The organism is Lentisphaera profundi (assembly GCF_028728065.1).
GTDB classification, from domain to species: Bacteria; Verrucomicrobiota; Lentisphaeria; order Lentisphaerales; family Lentisphaeraceae; genus Lentisphaera; species Lentisphaera profundi.
This window is the reverse complement of sequence record NZ_CP117811.1, coordinates 2,601,576-2,626,142: the sequence shown is the minus strand read 5'-3', so window position 1 is coordinate 2,626,142 and position 24,567 is coordinate 2,601,576. Positions and strand designations below refer to the sequence as shown.

At 39.9% G+C, this 24,567-nt stretch carries 16 protein-coding genes and 3 rRNA genes; 13 read left to right on the top strand and 6 right to left on the bottom strand.

From position 1 onward, the window contains the following. The first annotated feature begins 70 nt into the window (after positions 1–70). The gene (cynS, locus tag PQO03_RS10750; RefSeq protein WP_274150263.1) at positions 71–511 is read left to right on the top strand and encodes a cyanase; all 441 of its coding nucleotides are present in this window, start codon (positions 71–73) and stop codon (positions 509–511) included. Between the two features lie 48 nt (positions 512–559). Further along, the gene (locus PQO03_RS10745; RefSeq protein ID WP_274150262.1) at positions 560–1,030 is read left to right on the top strand and encodes a nuclear transport factor 2 family protein; all 471 of its coding nucleotides are present in this window, start codon (positions 560–562) and stop codon (positions 1,028–1,030) included. Between the two features lie 94 nt (positions 1,031–1,124). Here PQO03_RS10745 and PQO03_RS10740 read toward each other — a convergent pair whose 3' ends face one another. Then, positions 1,125–1,589 (bottom strand): dihydrofolate reductase, encoded by a 465-nt coding sequence (locus PQO03_RS10740; RefSeq protein WP_274150261.1) that lies wholly within the window; start codon positions 1,587–1,589, stop codon positions 1,125–1,127. A gap of 475 nt (positions 1,590–2,064) precedes the next feature. Here PQO03_RS10740 and PQO03_RS10735 point away from each other — a divergent pair. From PQO03_RS10735 to rrf, 3 genes are all read left to right on the top strand, one after another. Next, positions 2,065–3,580 (top strand): 16S ribosomal RNA (locus PQO03_RS10735). 292 nt (positions 3,581–3,872) lie between these two features. Further along, positions 3,873–6,789 (top strand): 23S ribosomal RNA (locus PQO03_RS10730). A gap of 123 nt (positions 6,790–6,912) precedes the next feature. Continuing rightward, a 5S ribosomal RNA gene (gene rrf / locus PQO03_RS10725) occupies positions 6,913–7,027 on the top strand. The 16S, 23S and 5S rRNA genes sit together here, the layout of an rRNA operon. Before the next feature lie 520 nt (positions 7,028–7,547). Here the strand turns inward: rrf and PQO03_RS10720 are convergent. The 3 genes from PQO03_RS10720 to PQO03_RS10710 form a co-directional block, all read right to left on the bottom strand. Beyond that, on the bottom strand, positions 7,548–7,898 hold the full coding sequence (locus PQO03_RS10720) for a phospholipase D-like domain-containing protein (RefSeq protein ID WP_274150260.1): 351 nt from the start codon (positions 7,896–7,898) through the stop codon (positions 7,548–7,550). A 210-nt stretch (positions 7,899–8,108) separates the two neighbouring features. Continuing rightward, positions 8,109–8,261, bottom strand: coding sequence for a hypothetical protein (locus PQO03_RS10715; protein WP_274150259.1), 153 nt, complete (start codon positions 8,259–8,261; stop codon positions 8,109–8,111). A 255-nt stretch (positions 8,262–8,516) separates the two neighbouring features. Further along, the gene (locus PQO03_RS10710; protein WP_274150258.1) at positions 8,517–8,732 is read right to left on the bottom strand and encodes an SIMPL domain-containing protein; all 216 of its coding nucleotides are present in this window, start codon (positions 8,730–8,732) and stop codon (positions 8,517–8,519) included. Positions 8,733–8,900: 168 nt separating this feature from the next. Between PQO03_RS10710 and PQO03_RS10705 the strand changes: the two genes are divergently transcribed. The 4 genes from PQO03_RS10705 to PQO03_RS10690 all read left to right on the top strand — a co-directional run bounded on the left by PQO03_RS10705 (position 8,901) and on the right by PQO03_RS10690 (position 14,853). After that, positions 8,901–9,761: an SDR family oxidoreductase gene (locus PQO03_RS10705; protein WP_274150257.1), complete on the top strand. Its 861-nt coding sequence runs from the start codon at positions 8,901–8,903 to the stop codon at positions 9,759–9,761. A gap of 133 nt (positions 9,762–9,894) precedes the next feature. Continuing rightward, on the top strand, positions 9,895–13,242 hold the full coding sequence (locus PQO03_RS10700) for a protein kinase domain-containing protein (protein ID WP_274150256.1): 3,348 nt from the start codon (positions 9,895–9,897) through the stop codon (positions 13,240–13,242). 85 nt (positions 13,243–13,327) lie between these two features. Then, the gene (locus tag PQO03_RS10695; RefSeq protein ID WP_274150255.1) at positions 13,328–13,990 is read left to right on the top strand and encodes a type I 3-dehydroquinate dehydratase; all 663 of its coding nucleotides are present in this window, start codon (positions 13,328–13,330) and stop codon (positions 13,988–13,990) included. A gap of 170 nt (positions 13,991–14,160) precedes the next feature. Continuing rightward, complete coding sequence (locus PQO03_RS10690; protein ID WP_274150254.1) at positions 14,161–14,853, top strand: Bax inhibitor-1/YccA family protein; 693 nt, start codon at positions 14,161–14,163, stop codon at positions 14,851–14,853. A gap of 126 nt (positions 14,854–14,979) precedes the next feature. On the opposite strand, the gene PQO03_RS10685 is transcribed toward PQO03_RS10690, so the two are convergent. After that, a complete protein-coding gene (locus tag PQO03_RS10685) occupies positions 14,980–16,206 on the bottom strand; it encodes an RsmB/NOP family class I SAM-dependent RNA methyltransferase (RefSeq protein WP_274150253.1) in 1,227 nt (408 codons plus the stop codon). 51 nt (positions 16,207–16,257) lie between these two features. Here PQO03_RS10685 and PQO03_RS10680 point away from each other — a divergent pair, with 51 nt between their 5' ends. The 3 genes from PQO03_RS10680 to PQO03_RS10670 all read left to right on the top strand — a co-directional run bounded on the left by PQO03_RS10680 (position 16,258) and on the right by PQO03_RS10670 (position 22,911). Next, the gene (locus PQO03_RS10680; RefSeq protein ID WP_274150252.1) at positions 16,258–18,024 is read left to right on the top strand and encodes an FAD:protein FMN transferase; all 1,767 of its coding nucleotides are present in this window, start codon (positions 16,258–16,260) and stop codon (positions 18,022–18,024) included. After that, entirely contained in the window at positions 18,024–20,792 is a 2,769-nt protein-coding gene (locus tag PQO03_RS10675; protein WP_274150251.1) for a M16 family metallopeptidase, read from the top strand. Before PQO03_RS10680 ends, PQO03_RS10675 begins: the two co-directional genes overlap by 1 nt. Positions 20,793–20,913: 121 nt before the next feature. Further along, entirely contained in the window at positions 20,914–22,911 is a 1,998-nt protein-coding gene (locus PQO03_RS10670; RefSeq protein WP_274150250.1) for a serine/threonine-protein kinase, read from the top strand. On the opposite strand, the gene PQO03_RS10665 is transcribed toward PQO03_RS10670, so the two are convergent. Then, positions 22,908–23,510: an RNA polymerase sigma factor gene (locus tag PQO03_RS10665; protein ID WP_274150249.1), complete on the bottom strand. Its 603-nt coding sequence runs from the start codon at positions 23,508–23,510 to the stop codon at positions 22,908–22,910. The genes PQO03_RS10670 and PQO03_RS10665 overlap by 4 nt on opposite strands. A 204-nt stretch (positions 23,511–23,714) precedes the next feature. Here PQO03_RS10665 and PQO03_RS10660 point away from each other — a divergent pair, with 204 nt between their 5' ends. After that, on the top strand, positions 23,715–24,497 hold the full coding sequence (locus tag PQO03_RS10660) for a prepilin-type N-terminal cleavage/methylation domain-containing protein (protein ID WP_274150248.1): 783 nt from the start codon (positions 23,715–23,717) through the stop codon (positions 24,495–24,497). Positions 24,498–24,567: the final 70 nt, after the last annotated feature.

Genomic DNA, 24,567 nt, shown 5'->3' with positions numbered 1-24,567 from the left:
TAATAATAAATGCAGAAGTTTAAATTATATATAGGTGCTAAAAATAAAAAATAATTGGAGATATGAATCAATGAATAAATCAATAATGACAGAAAAAATAATTGCGGCAAAAGAAAGCAAAGAGCTGACTTGGGAAACTATTGCTAAAAAACTTGAAGTAGCTCCAGTTTATTTAGCATCAGTTTGTTTAGGGATGAATAGCATAGTTCCTGAGAAGGCAACAGTGCTTGGCGATTTTCTTGGATTGGACATAGAAGTAATTAAAGCCTTATCTGAGTTCCCACCGAAAATTTGGGATCAAACAGTTGCGACAGATCCACTAATTTATCGCTTTTATGAGATAGCAGGTGTTTATGGTGAAAGTGTAAGGCAAGTCGTTCAGGAAGAATTTGGAGATGGCATCATGAGTGCTATAGACTTTAAGCTCGATATCGAAAGGGAAGAAGATCCTAAAGGTGATCGAGTCAAAATCATTCTAAATGGAAAATTTCTCCCCTATAAAGCATGGTAGAAAAATAATAATATCTTGACCATTATTTAAATTTTAAAGAGTATAATTATGCCCGAATCTAAAGCTCCATTTCCACCTTTCACGAGAGAAAGTGCTATCACAAAAGTTCGCATGGCAGAAAATGCTTGGAATACGAAAGATCCAATGAATATTGCTATGGCCTATACTATCGATAGTAAGTGGAGAAATAGGTCTGAATTTATTAATGGTCGAGATAATATTGTTTCATTTCTTAAGAGGAAATGGGAAAAAGAACATGAATACAGATTGATCAAAGAATTGTGGGCTTATTCTGGAGAAAGAATCGCAGTTAGGTTTGCCTATGAATGGCATGATGAAAATAATACCTGGTTCCGAGCCTACGGTAATGAAAACTGGAAATTTGATAGTAATGGCTTAATGAAAACTCGATTTGCTAGTATAAATGACCTACCGATTAACGCATCTGAACGTAAATTTTTTTGGGATATAGGGCCCCGGCCAGATGAACACCTTGGATTAACAGAGCTAGGTCTATAAATTTTTGTTTTAAAATCGCACTGATACTAAGATTTATGAGCGTTAAACATGATTTAGAAGCAATAGAATTGAGACTCAAAATTTTAACAGTTAATTAGTTGATTAGATCAATAAGTTTTCTTCTATATATATAATAGTTGTATTGAGCCAGTTCTTCATGGTGATCTACATACCATATAGAAGGGTCAATTTGCGGGAAATAAACAGAGCCTTCAAAGTCACCTTTTATAACACTTATATATAAGGCATCAGCATAAGCGAGTGCTTGCTTATAAATTTCAGCACCACCAGTAACAAAAATATCTTCACCATTAGCGGCACTTATCGCATCTTCTATATTATTAAAATAATTTGGACCGCTATGACTTTTCGATAAAATCAGAATGCGATCATTAGAAAGATCCTTCCCAGAGATCTCAAAGGTCTTACGTCCTACTATAATAGTATGTCCCTTAACATTGCTTAGGTAGCGCTGATATTCCTCTGGGATATTCCATGGTAAGCTTTTTCCCGTACCGATAAGCCGATTTTCATCCATAGCACTGATAATTGAAAGCATGTAGCTCACCTCTTTGTTGTTGTTTTACAATGAAAGCACTTAGAGTCTAGTCAAGTTTAAGTAGGAGCTAAGCTCTGTTTCAGTAGTGCATTCCTGATTTTTAGCAGGAAGCAAGCTTGAAAGCTCATATTTCTAAAAAAGATCCCCAAAAGCTGTAAGTGACTGGCATGAGGGGCTTAGGTGAAGGTTGAGGCTAGAGCTGAATAGAGAATCCCCATAAAAAGTAAATAAAAGATAGCAAAGGGCATTGCAGAAAAACGAACTGAGGATATTCTAAGGCCTCGTCAGAAACGACGGGCAAACAACCGGGCCGAAAGCGAGCTAGTTGAGAGTAAAAAAACGAAGATTTTTGATAGTTGAATTATATGATAGTAACGGGCTCCTAAATCATTTATGATTTAAGAGTTAATTTTTTCGAGAGAGAAAACTCAATAGAATAAAAAAAGTAATAAGTCAGAATCAAACACAATCAAATTGATTGGAGAGTTTGATCCTGGCTCAGAATGAATGCTGGCGGCATGGATTAGGCATGCAAGTTGAACGAGAACTTAACTTCGGTTAAGGGAAAGTAGCGAAAGGGTGAGTAACGCGTGAATAATCTGCCCCCAAGTTTGGAACAACAGTTGGAAACGACTGCTAAAACCGGATGTGGATATAAGGTCGCATGATCTAATATCTAAAGGAAACGCTTGGGGATGAGTTCGCGTGCCATTATGTTAGTTGGTAAGGTAACGGCTTACCAAGACTATGACGGCTAGGTGGTCTGAGAGGACGATCACCCACACTGGGACTGAGACACTGCCCAGACTCCTGCGGGAGGCTGCAGTCGAGAATCTTCCGCAATGCGCGCAAGCGTGACGGAGCAATGCCGCGTGATCGAAGACGGCCTTCGGGTTGTAAAGATCTGTCAGGGGGGAAAAACGATGATGGTACCCCCAGAGGAAGCCACGGCTAACTACGTGCCAGCAGCCGCGGTAATACGTAGGTGGCGAGCATTATTCGGAATTACTGGGCGTAAAGGGTCCGCAGGTGGTTAACTAAGTCAGATGTGAAATTTCAGTGCTCAACACTGAACCTGCATTTGAAACTGGTAAACTAGAGTATGTGAGAGGTAAGCGGAATTTGTGGTGTAGCGGTGGAATGCGTAGATATCACAAGGAAGACCAAAGGCGAAGGCAGCTTACTGGCACAATACTGACACTCATGGACGAAGGCTAAGGTAGCGAAAAGGATTAGATACCCTTGTAGTCTTAGCAGTAAACGTTGTACACTCGATGTTGGTCTGGTTAGTCGGATCAGTGTCTAAGCTAACGCGATAAGTGTACCGCCTGGGAAGTACGGTCGCAAGACTAAAACTCAAAGGAATTGACGGGGGCCCGCACAAGCGGTGGAGCATGTGGCTTAATTCGAGGCAACGCGAAGAACCTTACCCGGGTTTGACATTGAGCGACGTTCGGTGAAAGCCGAATTCCCTTCGGGGCGCGAAAACAGGTGCTGCATGGCTGTCGTCAGCTCGTGCTGTGAAGTGTTCGGTTAAGTCCGGCAACGAGCGCAACCCATACCCTTACTTGCTAACAGGTAATGCTGAGAACTTTAAGGGGACTGCCCGTGTTAAGCGGGAGGAAGGTGTGGACGACGTCAAGTCAGTATGGCCCTTACACCCGGGGCTGCACACGTGCTACAATGGCCGGTACAAAGGGCAGCAACCTAGCGATAGGAAGCGAATCCCCAAAACCGGTCTCAGTACGGATTGGAGTCTGCAACTCGACTCCATGAAGATGGAATCGCTAGTAAATGGGCATCAGCTACGGCTCATTGAATACGTTCCCGGGCCTTGTACACACCGCCCGTCACATCATGGGAGCTGAGTTCACCCGAAGTCGTTGCGCCAACCTGCTTGCAGGAGGCAGACGCCGAAGGTGGGCTTAGTGACTGGGATGAAGTCGTAACAAGGTAGCCGTTGGGGAACCAGCGGCTGGATCACCTCCTTTTTAAGGAATGAAAAAAGACTAACCTCTATTTAGAACTTCGGTTCTATAACATGAGTGCTTTTTACATGACTTATTACCCCGTTACTATCATATAATTCAAATATTGGACCGAGCGACAGCGCTCAGTCTTCGATATAGATCCTTGAAAGGAAGAAAACAATAGAATGAAAGAGTCAAAGTATAAAGTAAGAAACAATTTATACCAAGATCGCAAACCAAAGAATACAAGATAGAACGACTTAGTAAGAAATAGGTGTGTCGCCGAAAATGTTAATTTTTTAAGATTTTTGGTGGACAAGCTAGTAAGGGTGTATGATGGATGCCTTGGCACTAACAGGCGATGAAGGACGCGTTAAGCTGCGAAATGCCTCGGGGAGCTGCAAAAGAGCTTTGATCCGGGGGTATCCGAATGGGGAAACCCAACTGGAGTTATGTCCAGTTATCTCTGACTGAATAAATAGGTCAGAGAAGCGAACCTAGGGAAGTGAAACATCTCAGTACCTAGAGGAAAAGAAATCAACCGAGATTGCGCTAGTAGCGGCGAGCGAACGCGCAAGAGCCTAAACCTAAGAGCTTGCTTTTAGGGGTTGCGGGACCTGCAATATTGTATTGAAGAGATAGCTGAATAGTTTGGAAAAACAAACCACAGAGGGTGATAGTCCCGTAAGCGAAATTTCTTTAATATATAGCGGGTATCCCAAGTAGGGCCGGACACGTGAAACCCGGTCTGAATCAGGGAGGGCCACCTTCCAAGGCTAAATACTCGTTAGTGACCGATAGTGAACCAGTACCGTGAGGGAAAGGCGAAAAGAACCCCGTAAGGGGAGTGAAATAGAACCTGAAATCATACATCTACAAAGTGTGGGTCATCTTTATATGATGTACCGCATGCCTTTTGCATAATGAGTCTGCGACTTACTGTATACGGCAAGGTTAAGTTATTAAACGGAGCCGAAGCGAAAGCGAGTACGAATAGTGCGATTCAAGTCGTATGCAGTAGACCCGAAACTGAGTGATCTATCCATGAGCAGGTTGAAGCCCGAGTAACATCGGGTGGAGGACCGAACCAATACGTGCTGAAAAACGTTTGGATGACTTGTGGATAGGGGTGAAAGGCCAATCAAACTCAGTGATAGCTGGTTCTCTCCGAAATAGCTTTAGGGCTAGCCTTGAGTGCTTCTTTACGGGGGTAGAGCTACTGATTTTTCGCGGGCCCTTACCGGGGTACCAACAAATATCAAACTCCGAATACCGTAAATTTATGAGCTCAGGAGTCAGACTATGTGGGACAAGCCGCATAGTCAAAAGGGAAACAGCCCAGATCGCCGTCTAAGGCCCCCAAGATGGGCTAAGTGGAATTAAGGATGTGGAGTTGCTTGGACAATCAGGATGTTGGCTTAGAGGCAGCCACCATTTAAAGAGTGCGTAATAGCTCACTGATCGAGTGATTCTGCGCCGAAAATAATCGGGACTAAAGCCCATTGCCGAAGACGCGACCCAGCTTGCTGGGGGTAGGAGAGCGTTCTATGCAGGAGTGAAGCTTGATGGAAACAACAGGTGGACCGCATAGAAGTGAGAATGCAGACATAAGTAACGAAAAACTGGGTGTGAATCCCAGTCACCGAAATCCGAAGGTTTCCTGGGCAAGGTTCGTCCCCCCAGGGTTAGTCGGACCCTAAGGCGAGGCCCAACGGCGTAGTCGATGGACAACAGGTTAATATTCCTGTACTAGTTAAGTTTAGTGATGAAGGGACGCGGAAGGAAAGTGCAAATGAGTGTTGGATATCTCATACCAAGCAGGCAATTCGTAGAGTAGGAAAATCCGCTTTACATAAGAACCAACTGTTACGGGGCGAAGAAACCTTCGGGTAGAAACGCTTTGCATGGAACCATGCCGCCAAGAAAAGCTTCTAAGCGTTTGATGCTTAATTATCCGTACTAAAACCGACACAGGTAGGAAAGTCGAGTAGACTAAGGTGCGCGAGAGAAACCACGTTAAGGAACTCGGCAAATTAGCCCCGTAACTTCGGGAGAAGGGGTGCCCCCTCAGGGGGGCCGCAGTTAAGAGGTCTGGGCGACTGTTTAGCAAAAACATAGCACTCTGCAAACTCGAAAGAGGAAGTATAGGGTGTGACACGTGACCAATGCCAAAAGGTCAAATGGAGAGGTTAGCCTTCGGGCAAAGCTTCGAAATGAAGCCCTGGTGAATGTCGGCCGTAACTATAACGGTCCTAAGGTAGCGAAATTCCTTGTCGGGTAAGTTCCGACCTGCACGAATCGTGTAACGATCCAGACACTGTCTCAACGTGGATCTCGGTGAAATTGTAGTTCCGGTGAAAATGCCGGATACCCGCAGATGGACGGAAAGACCCCATGAACCTTTACTGTAATCTGATATTGTTGTTCGGGCAGATATGTGTAGCATAAGTGGGAGACTGTGAACTTACGTCGTCAGGCGTAAGTGAGTCGTCAGTGAAATACCACCCTTATCTGTCTGGGCATCTAACCCCACGTCCGTGAATCCGGATGGGGGACAGTTTCAGAGGGTCAGTTTGACTGGGGCGGTTTCCTCCTAAAAAGTAACGGAGGAGCTCGAAGGTCTACTCAGTATGGTCGGCAATCATACGTAGAGCGTAAGGGTAGAAGTAGGCTTTACTGTAACACCGACAGGTGGAGCAGTTGCGAAAGCAGGACCTAGTGATCCAGCGGTGGAAAGTGGTATCGCCGTTGCTCATCGGATAAAAGGTACTCTGGGGATAACAGGCTTATCGCACCCAAGCGTCCATAGCGACGGTGCGGTTTGGCACCTCGATGTCGGCTCATCACATCCTGGGGCTGAAGAAGGTCCCAAGGGTCCGGCTGTTCGCCGGTTAAAGTGGTACGCGAGCTGGGTTCAGAACGTCGTGAGACAGTTCGGTCCTTATCCTCTGCGGGCGCAGGATATTTGATAGGAGCATTCCCTAGTACGAGAGGACCGGGAATGAGTGACCTCTGGTGTTCCAGTTGTACCGCCAGGTGCATTGCTGGGTAGCTACGTCGCGAAAGGATAAGCGCTGAAAGCATCTAAGCGCCAAGCCCCCCTAAAGATGAGATATCCCAGGATTTATCCTCTAAAGGCTACAGGAAGACTACCTGTTCGATAGGCTGGAGATGTAAGCATAGCAATATGTTCAGTTGACCAGTACTAATCAGCCGTGAGGCTTGTCCACCTCTTTTTTACTTAGCACTCAAATGCTCAGTAAAAAAGACAATAAGCACACACACAAATTCGAGTTAAGTCGAGTTTGCGATCTTAATCTTTCCACACTAAGTTTTCTTCCCAACATTTTCCGGCTGGTAACCACAGCGGAGGAGCCACACCCGATCCCATCCCGAACTCGGTAGTTAAGACCTCCAGCGCCGATGGTACTGCAGTTAAGACTGTGGGAGAGCAGGTCGTTGCCAGCCTTTTTTTTTGCTGCCTATTTATAGGCAGTTCGGCTAAGACCGGAAACATTCTAGAGCGTATATCATTTGATATACGCTTTTTTTTGTGCCCAGACGACTAACATTGAATGACTACTGTAGCAGAGGCGATTGAGTCTGTTATATAAAAAAACTACTGTCGTAGGGTATTTCGATATTCGGTGTTATTATATTTATAAGTTTTTCTTGTATAGTCCTTTATATAAAGGTAAAATGACTGAGGCTTGGGAAAGTTTCGGCACGCTGAAACCGTGTACTACGTACTTAGGTTAGGTTTTTCAACTACCGTAAGGGTAGATTGGGCACTTCGAAAATCCGCGTGAGAGTAAGAATCTTTCTAAGATAGAACTAGAAGAAAAGTCAGAGCTAGATGACCTGACTTACTCAACTCGATCCCTATGAAAAAGTGCGAGCGTAAGCGATTTTCACTTTATTACTATTTATTATAATTTCTTGAGCTTGATGATAAGCATCGTTATACGATTCATTATCATCATTTGAGTTAAGTAGGGACACCTACAGCTGCTTTTTCAGGAGAGTAGAACTCATGTAAGTTGAGACCACCAACAATACAATTATTTTCGTTGAGAAAGAGGCTAGCGTGTAAATTTGTGCAGACATTATTGTGAATGAATTCCAAATTTTTAAGAAAGTGTACTTCTTCAGTACTCAAACGACTGACTCCATATAAGATACGGACGTCGGCCTGGGATTTATTTTTCATTTCGAGTAGGTGTTTGAGTTTGTGGGTGAATTTTAGAATAGGGGTGATCAAAATTAATTGTTTTTCTGATTGTTTGAACATCCGATCAAAATGAATCAGTAGTTGATCGTGATTTAAAAATTGTGCCATAAGCTCCTCCCAGAGTCATAATTACTTAGTTGAGCCTGTAGCATACGAGTTTTTTTTTAACAAAGCAAGTAAATAGAACGATCTGACTTAATATAAAATAAATATGAATTTAACATGGCTTAGTTCTGCAAAGAAAAATTGCATTGATTTCTGCAGAAATAGTCAAGCTTTTGGGCATCTCTATTGAGTTTTTAATACGGTTATTTAAACTCATACTTCGTACTGCTTCAGTAGCCCAAAGGCATCATCAAATCCTCCTTCATAAGGATAGTTGGATAAAATAAAGCGACTTCCTAAATCATTGAGGCCCGTGTCTGAAATAGCGTAAACGCCTTTTATTTTCACCCCGAAAATTTCAGCCATGATCGTTGCTTTTTAACGAGCGCTACTCATAGCATCTTTCATCAGTTGTTTTTCGATATCTTCCCTTTTTTTAACTATCGAAGGTACAGCGAGTAGAAAAGAGCTTATCAACTTTCAATAAACTTGCCATAAAGGCTGGGTACATATCTAAATTCATTAATGTAATGGTGTAGGTGCGAGAGAAGCGGTAGGCAGAGATCTCGTGGTTTGAATTTGAAGATTTACTTTTGTTGTAATTACGAATGGCTTAATTATTTAATTCTGAGGCATCAATGACTTTGCCCTCAATTTTATATTCAGCAAGAATTTTTTAATGAACTCCGATCGTTCTGCAAATACTTCCATAGCATCAGTAGACTTAAGTTCAGTAACTTGTACTTGGAAATGGATAGTGGCTAAATCAGGTTTGATATCTATTGTTGCCGAACCATTACTGACAACAAAGGGTTCGGAAGGCATGTCAGTAGCCATTAAAGTACTTAGAGAGATGACGAGGAGAAGTATTTTTTTTATGAAAATCCCTAGGTAAATTTTGCTATTAAAAGATAATATTTGAGTGTTAAAAAATGAATAAAATCGAGCTATCTTTGTGTGATTAGGGGGTTATTTTTGCGTAATTAGCAAAGGGTTAATGAGAATATGAAAGAGCGTGTATTAATTACAGGGATTAATGGTTTTTTGGGCAAGAAATTGGCGGAGACTTTATCTTCTGAGTTCGAAGTTTACGGGGTTTATTTTAAATCCTCAGCAAGTGAAACAAATTTTAAAGTGGGTAGATGTGACATTCGCAAATTGGCTGAGGTTAAATTTGTCTTAGATAAAGTTAAGCCCCAGAGAGTTTATCATCTAGCAGCACTAAGTGATCCCAACGTCTGTGATCGTGATGCAAAACTTTCGAAAGAAATTAACTATTTAGCAAGTATTCAATTAGCGGAACTTTGCGCAGATCGAAAAATCAAGCTGGTATTTACGTCAACAGATTTGGTCTTTGATGGTGTAAAAGGCCATTATTCTGAACAGGAAGCTGTCAATCCACTGAGTCGCTATGGGGAGCAGAAAGTAATGGTAGAGGAATTTTTAAAAGAAACTCCAGGAGCACTTATTTGTCGAATGCCGCTGATGTATAGTACAGATTTATCTAATAAACGATCAATGCTTAGCTATATTAAAGAGAAAATTGATAAGGGACAAAAAGTTACTTTGTTTACTGATGAATATCGCAGTGCGGTTAATATAGATTGTGCTGCTAAAGCCTTGTTGTTAGTAGCTGATGTAAATGAAAAAGTTCTTCATCTAGGAGGACCTAAACGACAAAGTCGATATGAAATGGGCTGCCAAATTGTTGAATACCTAGGGCTTGCAAAGCAATATATTATCCCCTGTTTACAAAAAGATGTTCCAATGTTAGCAAAGCGCCCAGCGGATGTAAGTTTAGATAGTTCACTCGCCCAGTCACAGGATATAGTAGCAAAAACGCTATTAAAGAGTCTAGTTAAATAAGGAGTATGACTTACAGAACTTTATGTGAATCAATAAAATGCATAAAGTATTAACCTGAATTTAACAAACTCTGTCGAGTAAGCTTGGCTTTAGTAACTAGAATAAGTTAAATACTAAAACTTTGAGTGGAAAAATGAAATTTAAATTAACTTGTGACAAGTGTGACCATATCATGGATTTGGAAGGAACGATTCATGTGGATCGTTTTACCTGTGTGAACTGTGGTAGTAAGATTGAACTTCGTGCGGGACGAATGGAAGAAGGGGTTCGTATAGCAGGGAAATATCAGACTTTATTTAAGATAAACGATGATGGCTATAGCTCTAGCTTTATTTGCAAAGATTTAAATGATGACGCACTACATATTCTTAGAATATATGATAAAACTTTGACCAAGTTAGTAAGTAATGCGAAAGAATTCATGGATTTAATTGGCTCAGTTTCTTTTTTAGCGGGTGAAAATCATATGCCAATAATTGATACCGGCATATCAAATGAATACATGTATCAGGTTATGCCTTTTAGAAAATTAGAGAGCATTGAGCAATTGATAGCGCATGGTTTTGTATGGGAAACTGAGCAAGCCTTAGATTTGGTCTATGAATTACTTAAGTCACTGGAAGAAGGTTTCGAAAAAATAGGGACGGGGCACTTTAACCTAAATCCAAATAATATTTTTATTTCGAATAAAGGAAAAGTTCGCTACCAAGGTTTTGGTTTAGCCCCTCAACTACTCGCAGAAAAAGACTTTATAAGCTCAGATCTCCAAGTGTTTGATATTTATTATATGAGTCCTGAGCTTGCAAATGGGACGCATTATCCAAACCAAGCTAGTGACATTTATTCAGTGGCTATGATTTTGTATTATATGATGACTGGTCTAACTCCACGAGCAGTACATGGAATAAACAATGAGAGAGTCAGTTACGACGATTTAGATTTTCCTACTGCCATTAAAAATGACTTAGATAATGATTTTATAGATATATTCACCCAGATGTCTGTAAAGGATTCTTCAAAACGTTTTCAAACATATCAAGAACTTCGTGTTGCTTTAGAAAGTTATTACTCTAAAATTGGCCATTCCTACCTGCCACAGATGGAGGGTGAGAAAACCGATTTATACAAAAGTGAACTCTACTTAAGTAAAGTGACAAATTTACTTAAGTCATTAGCGGCAGTTAAACTCAAAAGTATAGATGCTGCCAATACTATGAGTTCAATGACGGCGAGACGTAAGATGGCAACACAGACCGCCTTAGATATTGACTTAGATTTAAGTGTAAAAATGAATAAATCTAAGCGCGTTAGACGACGACGTTTAGCGGCACCTTTAAATCCAAAGAAGATTCATCGCAATAAATCTAAACATCATATTGCAGAAACTAAATCAAAATCCAAAGCGATTTATTTTATTATGGGTTTTGTGGTTTTGGCAGTTTCACTCACGGCGGTAATTTTTTCTGTTATGCCTGATAAGAAGAAATCGGAACCCTTACTGACTCAAGAGAATAGTGAAATAGAGATTGATTTAAGTGTAGCTGATAAGAGTAAGAAAGAAAATATCATTCAAGAGACTGAATCTGTACAAACTTTTAAAATTAGTAAAAAATTCTATGAATTAGAATTGAGGAATGCTGAGCCTGACTTTGAGACTTTGGATAAGCGTTTATTAAATGATAGAGAGAAAGCACTTAAACCTGAACAAAAGCTTCTTTTGGAGAAATATGCTAAACGCATTGATCAAGGGAAAATAGATGAGCAAAGACGACGTATTATTGAATTAAAATCGGAAGCTGGAAGTTTAATTTTTAATAAAAAATATGATGATGCGATAGCTCTTTACTTAGATTATGATGGACCATTTGCTGAAGAGACTGCTGAATTACGTAAAGACTTAGCGCGTGAAGTAGAGCTCAAGAATAAACAACAAGTGCTTATTGATCAGCACCAAGAAATAACACTAGAAATAACACTAGAAAACATCAGTAAAATTGACTTGGATAATAAAGCCGAACTTATTGCAGAATATTTATTAACGGATGAATATCTTTTAGCTTTAATGAAGAGTAAAGAATTGTTAGAATTGGATAATACTCCAAGAATCAAAAAATTCGTTGATATGGTGGATCGCAGCTCTAAAGTATCGCTAACCAATTTAATTATGACTGGTTTAGCCAGTGCTGAAGATAGTGTAATTGAACTCGAATTTAATAATAAGCTCTTTAAGGCGGAGGTCTTATCCTGTGATTTAGATGAAGCTAAAGTTAAGCTTGCTATTAATTTGGGTTCAGGGATATTAAAACGTGATTATTTATTAGACGATTTACCCTCAAAACAGTTGGTCAAGTGGGTGCAAGCAGAAGATGAGGATAGCCGACTGTTCCTACAGGCAATGTACTATGTATATAATAATAAATTACTAGAAGCAGATCAGGTGATGAGTCAATATAGGGGCCTATTTCAAAAGGAATTATTAGATGAATTTGCTAAACGTTTGAGTTTAGATGCCAACGTTGAACTCGAAGATTTATTTGCTACGTTTAATTATCCCTATTTGAAAAAAGAAACAAAAGATCTAGCGCCCAATGATCTCATTGCATTTGAGCACCTGCTGAAAACAATCTTAGAGAAATATGGTGAACGTGCGAGTTTCAATGGCGGAAATCAAGTCTTTCAGAACTTACAAGAACAATTGAAGAGTGATATCCCCTTGACTAAGACGGTCCAAGTTTTTGTGGGAGTTGATGGACAAACTAAATTTAAAATCGAAGACCTTGTGAGTAAAAATAATTTAACAATTCGTTTACTTCCTGGCGAATATGATAAAGATCTGAATGTTTCAGGGAAAAAGATAAATATTATTGGAACAAAGAATTCTATCATTCAAGGGAACGTAATTCTAGAAGAAGGCAGTGTACTCTTAGAGAATTTAATTATACATGGCGACCTTATTGTGGGAGAGAAGTGCTCTGGTGTTAATATAAAAAATTGTCTCATTGAAGGTGCTATTCTTTTACGTGAAGATGTGGATAAAATGAAGATTGAGAATTCGATCTTTCATGGGATTAATGGTAGAGAATCTAAAAAAGTAGAAGTTTTAAACAGTGTGATTCTCAAGCCCCTTCACGATTTACGGTCAGTGATTAGTGGCATTGCTGCTTGGGAGTTTGTTAATTGTATTATCAATTCTAACGAAACCCTCATCAACTTTGACCGCAATAGTAAGAAGGGAGAGTATTCTTACTGCCTCCTTTATACCTCTAAAGTACTTGGGAATAAACGTGGGGAGAATTATTACTCCTTGAAAGAAGCTGATGGAGAAGTAGGTGATTTTAATAAGTGTCTCTTTGTGAAACCGAAATTCAAAGACCTTAAAGCGGGAGACTTTCGTTTATTAGAGCTGAGCCCAGGCTATCAACAAGGTTATAAAAAACAAGATATTGGTGTAAAAATGAATGAAGATTTAGATCTACGCTAAGGCTATGCTTCTTAATTCCTGCAATGCGGATTTGACGCAGGCGATGACTTGCTTATATTTGCATAATTTAATTTAGGAAAAATCCATGAATTCTTTTTTTATTGTCGGAACAATTTCATCACTTGATACGCTACATGAGCTCAATAAAAATCCTCAAAAATTAAAGGGCTGTGATGTCGTAGAATTGCGCTTTGATGAGCATATGGAATTGAGTGAAGCAAAAGACGCTGCCAAAGAAATCAGCCAACATCGACCCGTATTAATCACCATTCGTACAAGCAAAGAAGGTGGTACATGGAAACTTGATGATGCACATCGCTTTGAATTTTTCAAAGAGTTTTTCGAGATAGCTACTTATGCAGATATTGAGCTAAAAAGTGAATTATTCCAGCATCAAAAACGCAGTGATTTCCCATCAGAAATGACTGTGATTGGCTCTTTCCACAATTATAAAAAATGTCCTAGTGAAGCGGAAATGAATGAGCTCATCCAGCAAGGTGAGCAATGGGGGATTGATATTGTGAAGTTAGCTGTATTCTGCAACAAAGCTGATGATCGTCAATCTTTGAGCAATGTACTCGAGGATCATCCAGAGTCGAACTTAGCACTTATGGGAATGGGGCCAGAAGGGCTTGAAACGCGCTTTAGTTTACCCCCATTAGGATCGAAATTCACCTACGGTTTTTTAGATAAGCCTGCGGCGCCAGGTCAGCCCTCTTGCATGGCCTTGGCTCAAAAACTTAAATAGCATCAAACATTTGTTTTGATAGTTTATATTTATTAGGGTTTTCTGTAAGGTAATGAAAAAATTTCCTAATTAAGAAATGATAGAAAAATATATAAACAGGAATTTATTTTAATGAAAAATGTATATGTTAAGCTTAATTTAAGAAAATCAAAAATACTAAGGACGGGATTATGAGACAAAATGTACTGAATCGACAAACACTCATGAATGAAGAGGCAAAAAGTCGCTTTATCACAAAGACATATTTAAATTTATTTGGCGCAGTGATGGCATTCATGGCTATTGAGTCATTCTTATTAGGCAACGCACAAGCTCGTGACATTGCGATCCGTGCGATGCAGGGTAGTTGGTTACTAGTTTTGGGCGGTTTCATGCTAGTATCATGGATAGCAACTTCTATGGCTCGTTCGCGTAGCAAGCCAGTGCAGTATGCAGGCCTTTTTATATATTCGGGAGCCTATGCCTGTTTATTTCTGCCTCTTATGATGTACGCCTTACAAGTGGCTCCAGGTGATGGTTTAATTTTCAAAGCGGCAATGATTACCTTATCAGGATTTATAGCCTTGACGGGTATCGCCTTTGTAACCCGTAAAAACTTCTCATTTCTACGTGGCTTCCTGATGTGGGGTGGAGTACTAGCGATGATTGCTATCTTCGCAGGTATTCTGATGGGCTTTAATCTTGGTTTATGGTTCTCTGTAGCAATGGTGGGCTTATCTGGAGCAGGTATTTTATTTACTACGTCGAATATTATTCACGAATATAATGAAGACGATTATGTAGGAGCAGCCTTAGAATTGTTTGCCTCTCTAGCAATGATGTTCTGGTACATTTTACAGATTGTCTCGAGCCTTCGTGATTAAAAATTAATCACATCAATTCAAAGAGGTACACTTTATCGTGTACCTCTTTTTTTGATTAAACCCTCAAGCAGTAAGCCTTAGAAAAGGACTTAAGAAGGACTAATAATTTCTTGAGCCAAGAATTATTTAAGCTTTGAGTTTTAAAACTGCGGCGAAAGCGCCGTCGTGCTGTGCGCAGGGATAGAGTTGCTTTGATTCACTGAGCTCAAATTGAGGGTGTTGATCGAGGAATTGTTTCACTTGCAGTGAGTTTTCCTCATCTTCGATTGAGCAGGTGGAATAACAAATGCGTCCTCCAGGCTTGAGCATTTTACTTGCTTGAACAAGAATCTCATTTTGTAGCTTGATAAGCTCGTTCATTTTTTTACTTGAGAAAGACCAACGTGCATCAGGCTTCCTACGTAAAACACCCGTATTGGAACAGGGGACATCGAGTAATATGGCATCAAACTTATTGGTCCACTCACTTTCACGCGCATCGAGGCATTGCACCGTGACATTCTTTTGATGAGCTAAATTTTCACGTAGTTTCTCTAGACGTTTTTCAGAGATATCTGAGGCAAAAACTTGACCTGTATCCTCTAGTAATTGTGCAATCATCAGAGTTTTTCCGCCAGGTGCCGAGCATAAATCCGCAATAATTTCATTTTTTTGAGGGTTAAGCAAAGAAATACAGAGGCTGGTAGCGGGATCCTGGATATAGAAGTTCTCTTGTGGCGTCTGAGAAATGAATTTTGAGGCATCGTGGATCTTGTAGAAAGTGAAGGGGCTATCCCAAGCTAAATCATTTACAGGACTCAGGTATTCAGGAGGATCATAATTAATGAGTCGACAATTAAGTTCGGCTTCGAGTCCTAAAATTTCGGCGAAGTCAGTCACTTGTTCGGACTTAAACTTTTTTCTCCAATGATTTTCTAGTTCGGTGCCGAGATTTAAATCTGTTTGCGTTTCGCGCAAAAATTCTTCTCGTTGATCCACAAGCTTATGAAAAAATGAGTTGAGGAAATTGGCCTCGTGTTTGGAGAGGATTTTTTTTGCGGTTTCAACTGCGGAATCCGCAAAACCCTGAGGCGTAATTTTATCCATGTAGAGCATGGCGGCCATAGAGGGGAGCAGTAAGTGCATGACGCGACCTCGTGGTCGTTTGGGACTCAATTTTGCAATGATCTTCTCGAGGGTCTGCTTTTTGCGAAAAACACAGAGGCAGAGTTGGCTAGCGCGCTTGAGCTCCTGTTCGTTTTCGCCTTGGCGGCGGAGACGATTGAGTTCGAGATCAAAGTTATGGCTTTGCGTCCAGTTCTTGAGGAGTTGATTCGCAAAGGTGAGAGTTTTTAATGTTTTATTGTCTTTCATAGAAAAGGGCTTAGTTTGAGCTTATTAATTTTAACAAGTGAATAGGGTTTTGTGAAAAGTCAATTTATCGAATTCGGACTCGACCTCGTGGCGCGAACGTTTATGTATACTATGCCATACGATGGAGCTAGTGTAGGTGCCTTATTGGAGAAGCAGGCGAGTACACAATTATCATGGTTGGCTGGAGCGGCAGGCTTCCAAGCCCTTTTTATGTATTTATTCATTTTATCCAAACGTGCAGAGTTTACAAAACAGCAATGGATTAACTTTGGCTTGTTTTCTTTGCCTGCAGTCACATTCACTCTGATGGGAACTGATTGGTTTCCATTGCAAGGTGCACGTGAGCAAGGCTGGGCCTGGTTAGCGAGTTCCGCATTATTGTTTATGGGCTTTCGCCAACACTTAGATTTCAAGAAAATTCCCCAAAATTTGCGGGGTGCGCAAAAAGCCTCCAAAGAAATAGAAAAACACAGTGGTTTAAGTTTGAGCCGAAAAGCGATGATTTCGAGTTTAATTGCCTTGCCACTTTTGGGTGTAAATGGAATGACTTATGCGGCGGCTATTTTAGTTTTAATGTGTATTTTTCGAGTAAATGCTCGACGTGCGTGGTTAGTCTCCTTAATTATTTCAGCTCCAGTGCTCTTCATGCAGCAATTGAGTACGAGTAGAGACTTTTTTAATTATCAGGCACCGAGTTTTGTCATCATCATACTGGTTTACCTTGTGGGGACTTTAGTGGCATTCATGGGCGCAGTCTGGATAGAGAAACTTTTGTTAGCAGGAAGAGAACGTCAATTGGCTTTTGCTCAGATGGTTCCCGCGATGTTAGTGCTGGCTTACACGGCTCATTTTGAGAAAAGGCACGTTTTTACTGGAATGCCGGTGATGGGAACTGAAGCAAAACTCATTGTTTGGGGAGATGAGGGCAAAGCGAGTAATGTACGTAATGAAATGTTAGAGATTTATGCCAAAATCAATGATTCCCTCAGCCTTTATCAAGAAGATAGTGAGATCAGTCAAATTAATAAGAGTGCTCATCTCGAGCCCGTGAAATGTTCTGATCTGCTGTGGGAGAATGTGATCTTAGCAAAGACGATGTACGATTTAACTGAAGGCAACTTTGATGTGACAGTTGGGCCTCTGATGCGCTTATGGGGTTTTTATTCAAAGCAAGGCAATGCTCCGAGTGAAGAAGAAATTGATGAAGTCCTCAAAAAAACTGGCTTTGATAAACTCGTGTTAGATCCTGTGAATAAAACAGTATTTTTCAAAGTGAAAGGCATGGTTTTGGATTTTGGTGGTATTACTAAAGGTTATGCCGTTGATAAAGTTGCGGAGCTCTTAATTGAACGTGGATATAAGCGCGGCTTAGTTGACCTCGGAGGAAATATACGAGTTTTAGGTGAATCACCTCCAGATAGGGATGCTTACCCCATGGGAATACGCGATCCTCGCAATAAAGCAGCGCAGATTACTCGTGTTGAGATGTTGAATAATGCGATTGCCACGAGTGGAAACTACGAACGCTATGTAACTTATAAGGGAGTGCGTTACCCGCATATTATTAATCCTAAAACGGGCCGACCGCAGATGGGAGTGGACTCTGTGAGTGTATTATGTCCCGAAGCAGTCTATGCAGATGCACTTTCTACAGCATTATTTCTTGGTGGCGTGCCATTATTGGATAAGTTAGATGGTACATTTAAAAACATTTCAGTAATGATGTTAGATTTTGATGATCAAGGGCAGCTGAAAAAATCAATTTTACGTGGACCTCAATTTGAGGGAAACACTTTAAGTTTAAAAGGAGATAAATAATGCGTATTATTTTGTTGGTATCAATTTTTATAAGTTTCATCGCCGGGGCAGCCGAAAAACTCCCTCAAGATAAAAGCCTACAATTAGGCGAACTTAAAAATGGCATGAAGTATATTTTGCGGAGTAATGAAAAACCTCCAGGCAAAGTATCGATTTATCTTCACGTTGGGTCGGGTTCTTTGGATGAAGAAGAGAATCAGTTGGGTTTAGCTCACTTTTTAGAACACATGGCTTTTAATGGTTCAGAAAATTTTGCTCCAGGAGAATTGATCAAGTACTTCGAGTCAATTGGTTTAACTTTTGGTATGCATCAAAATGCCTTCACTTCTTTTGATCAAACGACGTATTCTTTGGACCTTCCTGCTGCGGATGAATCAACTATGGATAAAGGCTTGCTCTGTATGTCGGATTTCGCTTATCGACTTTTATTAGTTGAGTCTGAGATCGATCGTGAACGTGGAGTGATTCAAGAAGAAGAGGTAGCACGCGATAGCCTAGGTTATAGAATGTTGAAGGAGTCGTTACCACAAATCCTTCCTAATTCTCGTATAGCTAAGCGTTTACCTATTGGTGATATGGAGATTATCAAAACAGCTCCTCGTCAACGCTTTGTCGATTTTTATAAAAAATGGTATAAGCCAGATAATACCACATTGATCATTGTGGGAAATGCCGACATGAAGATGGTCGAAAAACTCGTTGAAAAACATTTTTCAGGCTGGAAAGGCCAGGTTGAGAAACATGCTAAGCCAGAAGTGAAAGCTTATACCGAAGACCGCATCGTTATCTTAACTGATCCAGAATTGACGACATCTGAATTAACCCTTTATGGAATTGAGCCTGAAGTAGAAGTACTTGAAACGGAAATGGATTATTTCCGTAGTTTACAGGATTCGGTTATTTCATGGATGATGAATCAACGATTAGCCAAACTCAAACAAACAGGTGAAGCTGCCTTTCTTTCTGCGAGCATTGGTCGTGGAGATTTGTGGAATGCGGCGACTATGAGTCACGTTGGTATAGAAGCTAAAAACGATCGCTGGGAAGAAGCCGTGAAACAAGTTATGACGGAGCTCAAACGCTTGGAGCAACATGGCTTTGATAAAACGGAGTTAATTAAAGCTAAAAAAGCTCAGGTATCCTCCCTCGATAAAGCTATTCAGGCTTATGGAAATCTAAGTAATGGTCAAATTATTAAAGCCATTAATAATGATGTGACTCAAGGTGTTTTATCCATGTCTCCCATGCAGGAGAAAATCTTTTTGGAGAAGTATTTGGATAAACTTAACCTAGTGCAATTACATCAGATTTTCGATAAAAATCATGGTCAAGGTCATCGTCTAGCAATGGTGCAGATGCCTAGTACGGTGGATGTACCGACGAAAGAGAAAGTAAGAAAATTACTTGATGATCTAGCTGAGATAAAAATAGAAGCAGGAGAATTTGCTGCGATTAAAGATCAATTACTAGAAACAGCACCCGTAGCCAAAGAAATCATCAAAGAAACGGTAGAAAAAGATTTAGGCATTAGTGAATTTCATTTTGAAAACGGAGTTGTCTGTCGTCACCGTCATATGCCCTACGAAAAGGATCAAGTTTACGTGGAACTGAATATCGCAGGTGGCGTCATAGAAGAAAAAGAAAATCAACTCGGACTTACACGTATGGCTGCTACTGTACTCAATCAAGCAAGTTCTAGTTTAATGAGCTTTAGCGATATTCGAGATTGGCGCATTGGAAAGAAATTTAATTTGATGGCAAAAGTAGAGAGTACTCGAGTACATTTCTCTTTGAGTTCAACTAAGAAAGATCTTCCTTATGCTTTAGAAATGCTGCATATGTATCTCACGGATTATAAGATTGATGATAAGCTTTTTGAGCAAGCTAGAGAGCAAGCATTAGTCTCTTTCAAACAATTACCACGTAATTCGAATGCGATGCTGAGTAAAGGGCTTTATGATAGCGTTTGGAGCCATGAAAAACGTTTGGATCCATTTTTCAAAGAAGACTTCCTAAATTCAGTACAACGCTCTGTTGTGGAAGCTTGGATTCAAAAAGTCCTTTATCATAATCCGATAGAAATGAGTATTGTCGGAGATATAGATTTAGCTGAAAGCAAAAATCTGATAGCCAAGTTTCAAGGATCAATCGATAAACGTCGTGAACTCAAAGAAATATCTTTTGATATAGCTCAGCCGATCGGAGATGTTTCAGTGAAGACTGCTGTAGAAACGAAGGATCAAAAATGTTTGATTTTGAGTGGCTGGAATATAGTTGATGTCAATGATAAAGATGGTTTAGCCCTCTTTCTTGCCGGTAAAATAGCATCGACACGATTATTTAAAGAGATTCGCGAAAAGCGCAATCTAACCTACTCAATTTTCAGTACTTATGCACCTTCACGCCCTTTACGTCAGAGCAGTAAATTTTACATCTACTTCACCGCTCAAGTGGATAAAGCTGAACAAGCAGCAACAGAGGCACGTGCAGTATTGACTCAATTAAGAGATGAGGGCGTTGATCCTGATGAATTGGATAAAGTGCGTAAGCAAATTAAAAATATTCTAGAAGAAGAATTAGTGAAGCCAAGTTTTTGGGCAGGTAAATTGGGATCTTTAGATATTGAAAAAGATAGTGTGACCCGTTTCAAAACCTTGCAAGCAGATTATGCCGCAGTGACTGCCGAGCAGATTCAAGCTTTACTTAAGCGCTGCTTCATAGAAGAAAATTCTTTCCAAGTGATTACCATTCCACAAACTGAAAAATAAACTATCGTCATAGAAGGATCTTAGGGGTCAGCCTTTTCTGGAATCTTAGTTTTTTGAGTATTTGTCACTTATATTGAGCTTAAAACGTATTTATAATAAGTAGAATTAATATTGAGAGATGATGACTGAGCCCCCGGATGAAACTGAAGATTTTGTAAATAAGGTCCATGATTTGGGCCATTATTTTGAAAAGGCTTTTGATGGATCTGAATCCGAAAGTCCCCTCTATGACAAGTTTTTACTGAATGAAAAGCGTTATGAAGACTTAGAGAAAGTGGACGAGGGGGGAACTAAATCAATTAGCGTGGTTTATGATGAGCAAACTTATCGGCCGATTGCGATGGCAAAGCTCAAGGAAGAAAGTGATAAAGGAAAATATGATAGTTTTTTAAGTGAAGCATTTCTTACCGCATCATTAGAGCATCCTAATATTGTCCCTTTGTACGAAGCGGGCTTAGACAAAAATCACTGCCCTTATTTCACCATGAAGCTGATTGAAGGACAAAATCTAAGTGATTACATAAAGCAAGCGAAAGAAAAAGCTGCTGATTATACTCTCCAGCATGTGATTGATATATTTCTTAAAGTATGCGATGCGATTGCCTTTGCTCATTCAAGAAATGTTATTCACTTGGATTTAAAACCAGATAATATTCGTCTGGGAACTTATGGTGAGGTTTTGTTATGCGACTGGGGAATAGCCAAGTTATTAGAAGAGGGTGAAGTAACTTCTCATACTCAAAATAACTTGGACCCCAATATCATTAATGATCATACCTTAGATGGTGTGATCAAAGGGACTTTAGGTTTCTTAGCCCCTGAACAAATTGAGTCGAAAATAGGACTGAAATCAAAGCAGACAGATATTTATCAACTTGGTGCAATTCTCTATAATATGCTTTGTTTAGAGAAGCCGGTACAAACGAAATCAAGTAAACAATCCATTCAAGATACTTTAGAAGGCAATATTATTTCTCCAAAAAAATATTCGCATGACTATTTTCAAATACCAGAGAGTTTAGTCGCCGTCTGTATGAAAGCCTTGTCCAAAGAACCACAGGATCGCTACGTGAGCGTGGATGAACTTAAGGATGAGATTATTCATTGGCGAGAAGGTTTTGCAACTGATGCAGAAGACGCAAGTTTCCTCAGAGCCATCAGCCTATTGATAAAAAGACATAAATTAGTGTCATTATTGCTAGGGTGTTTCTGTGTATCGACAAGTTTTTTTGTTTTTGAAATTAGAAAAAATGAACAAGAAGCGATTAGTAATGCAATTTTAGCTGAGCGTAATGCTCAGCTCGCTCAAGAGAATGAAAAGAGAGCACTGAATGCTTTGGAGATGTATGTAAAGGAAAAAGCCTTGTCCAAACAGGTGGGGATCGAGGCCTCACCCCGTTTAGTCGATATGGGCGTAGTGCATTTACATAAAGGCCATTTTATGGAAGCTCAAAGAGTCTTTAAAAGAGCAAGGAACTTGGATAGGAATAATGAGGTGGCGCTCTATTTTCAAGCTTTGACCCAGTTTGTTCGTCAAGATTTCAAAGGTTTTTTATATTATATGAGTAAGAAGACAAGCCTTACAAAAGATTCGCGTAAAACCATTTTCTTGGCAAGGAAATATATGGAGATAAAGGGGGATAGGAATCGTTTAGAGTTCACAAAATTACTTGCTTTAATTAATGAGATGCCTTTTACTCGACCGGCGTATTTATTGGCCTTAGATCATCATCAGACTCATCCGCCCAACAGGGAAAAGCATCAGCTTATTCAAGTTATTTTAGAGAAGACAAACCCCCAAGTGAAGGTCTGGGATTACGCAATTAAAAATTTACCTAATGGCTATGATGTTGATTTCAGAAAAACGCCCAAGGTCCGTGTTTTAACGGCTTTACGTGGACTACCTCTAAATAAAATGAACCTTGATGGCTGTGAATTACAGGATGGTGAAGAGATTGCTATTTTAATTTTAAAAGAATTAAGTATGCGGAATACACAGATGAAAAAATTAGGTTTTATTCTTAATATGCCAAGTTTGGAGAAACTCATACTTAGTGAAGGCGACCACTCCGGCTGGGATTTCTCTAAATATCCAAAGATCCAAGTAGAACACCATTAGGATAAATCGGCGCTTAAGCGACGTACTTCTTCACTTAATTTAGCCTGCATGCGTTTTTGATAGACATAGACCGTATTACGTGGCAAATCCATATCTTCGGCTATGTCAGTTGCAGATTGTCCTGCTTCGAGAGCTAGAAATACTTCAACCATTTTGTCGGAAATTTTTGAACGTAAATTTTCGAGAGCGATATTGACGATATAGTTTTGCCATTCGCGTTCAGCCATAGCTTCCATTTCCGGTAAACTATCTTCGCGATAATAAGCCCAGTGTTCACTCTCAAAAGCTTTTTGTAGATATTTTTCTTGTCGCTGCTGCTGGCGAAAGTAGTCGAGAGCTGTATTGCGTGTGACGCGACATAGCCAGGAGCGAAAACGTTTGTTTTTATCATAATTAAAATCGGGGAGTTTTTTCCAGAGTTTGAGCATGACTAACTGGACAATTTCTTTCGAATCGTGATGTGAGAACCCGCAGCCTAAGCAGACCATGAAAATGTACTTTTCATAATAATGGACAAAGTCTTCCCAGGAGTCTTCATCATATTGATTGCTAAGTCTTTGCAGTAAAGTAAAGCGAGTATTGAGGCTTTCGTTTTTCATGTTGTCCCATATATCTTTATCTATAATACGTTATGAAAAATGTTTTTTTGAATATTCTATAGTTTTGGAATCATCTTAGGTATAGATTGATATATAGAGACGCATATTTTTTAATTATAAGATATTTTAATTTTTTTTACTCATTCTGTCACTTTGGTATATTTCGCAAGCGTACGAAGTTAAACATAGTTAAAGGATTATAAAATGAAAAAGAACTTTTTTACACTGATCGAATTACTCGTAGTGATTGCCATTATCGGGATTCTAGCTTCAATACTTATGCCCGTTTTAGGCAAGGCTCGCCAAAAAGCTATATTGGCATCGTGTACCTCAAATTATAAACAGTATAATACGGCCTTATATATGTTTGGGGATGATTATAATAATCAAACGCCACCAGGGGGTAAAATGACGGGGGGACAATGGGATCCTGCGGAAGCTACAAATTCTCTCATGGTAGCAGGGAAAGCCGTGGGGCACATAGAAAACCTTGCGCTTTATATGGGAGTAAATCTAGATACGACTTCTATTGCAACAATTGAAGAAAGTACCTTGAATGAAAGTATAATGAAGGGTTTTATTTGTCCTGCAGACGACGATGTGAAGGATACTTTTTCAGTAAATTTAGGAGGTTATTATGGCTTTATTGCCAAGCATAATTTTGGAACGAATGATGCCATGTACAGTCAAGAAAATACGGTGAACTTTGCTAATGAACTGAGCAATGTGGTTTATCCTTCTCAGACAGTAACAGTTTTTGAACCAGAAGTACAATTTACTAATACCGCAAGACTTTGGTCAAACGGGAATCGTCCAAGTATCTTAGAATGGGCCTTATTGGGAAGTGGTAGTGCATGGGGGGCGATGGTCCTAACAGATAGGCATCAAGGAAAAATGAATGTGTCTTTCGTCGATGGCCATGTTGGAATCTTGGATAACAAAACCAATGCAGGTATGGCAGAAGCTTATCTGAACTATGGTTTATAAGGAATTTGATCTTTTCATGCTAGAAGGTAAAGCCTCAGCGAACTTACTGCGTGGGAAAGTCATAAGGGGG

What these genes read in the sequence shown, in the direction of transcription:
- PQO03_RS10745 (WP_274150262.1), top strand. Translation starts at nt 560, where the DNA reads ATGCCCGAATCTAAAGCTCCATTTCCACCTTTCACGAGAGAAAGTGCT.
- PQO03_RS10705 (WP_274150257.1), top strand. Translation starts at nt 8,901, where the DNA reads ATGAAAGAGCGTGTATTAATTACAGGGATTAATGGTTTTTTGGGCAAG.
- PQO03_RS10675 (WP_274150251.1), top strand. Translation starts at nt 18,024, where the DNA reads ATGCGTATTATTTTGTTGGTATCAATTTTTATAAGTTTCATCGCCGGG.
- PQO03_RS10715 (WP_274150259.1), bottom strand. Translation starts at nt 8,261, where the DNA reads ATGGCTGAAATTTTCGGGGTGAAAATAAAAGGCGTTTACGCTATTTCA.
- PQO03_RS10665 (WP_274150249.1), bottom strand. Translation starts at nt 23,510, where the DNA reads ATGAAAAACGAAAGCCTCAATACTCGCTTTACTTTACTGCAAAGACTT.
- PQO03_RS10710 (WP_274150258.1), bottom strand. Translation starts at nt 8,732, where the DNA reads ATGGCTACTGACATGCCTTCCGAACCCTTTGTTGTCAGTAATGGTTCG.
- PQO03_RS10660 (WP_274150248.1), top strand. Translation starts at nt 23,715, where the DNA reads ATGAAAAAGAACTTTTTTACACTGATCGAATTACTCGTAGTGATTGCC.
- PQO03_RS10740 (WP_274150261.1), bottom strand. Translation starts at nt 1,589, where the DNA reads ATGCTTTCAATTATCAGTGCTATGGATGAAAATCGGCTTATCGGTACG.
- PQO03_RS10700 (WP_274150256.1), top strand. Translation starts at nt 9,895, where the DNA reads ATGAAATTTAAATTAACTTGTGACAAGTGTGACCATATCATGGATTTG.
- PQO03_RS10670 (WP_274150250.1), top strand. Translation starts at nt 20,914, where the DNA reads ATGACTGAGCCCCCGGATGAAACTGAAGATTTTGTAAATAAGGTCCAT.
- PQO03_RS10690 (WP_274150254.1), top strand. Translation starts at nt 14,161, where the DNA reads ATGAGACAAAATGTACTGAATCGACAAACACTCATGAATGAAGAGGCA.
- cynS (WP_274150263.1), top strand. Translation starts at nt 71, where the DNA reads ATGAATAAATCAATAATGACAGAAAAAATAATTGCGGCAAAAGAAAGC.
- PQO03_RS10720 (WP_274150260.1), bottom strand. Translation starts at nt 7,898, where the DNA reads ATGGCACAATTTTTAAATCACGATCAACTACTGATTCATTTTGATCGG.
- PQO03_RS10695 (WP_274150255.1), top strand. Translation starts at nt 13,328, where the DNA reads ATGAATTCTTTTTTTATTGTCGGAACAATTTCATCACTTGATACGCTA.
- PQO03_RS10685 (WP_274150253.1), bottom strand. Translation starts at nt 16,206, where the DNA reads ATGAAAGACAATAAAACATTAAAAACTCTCACCTTTGCGAATCAACTC.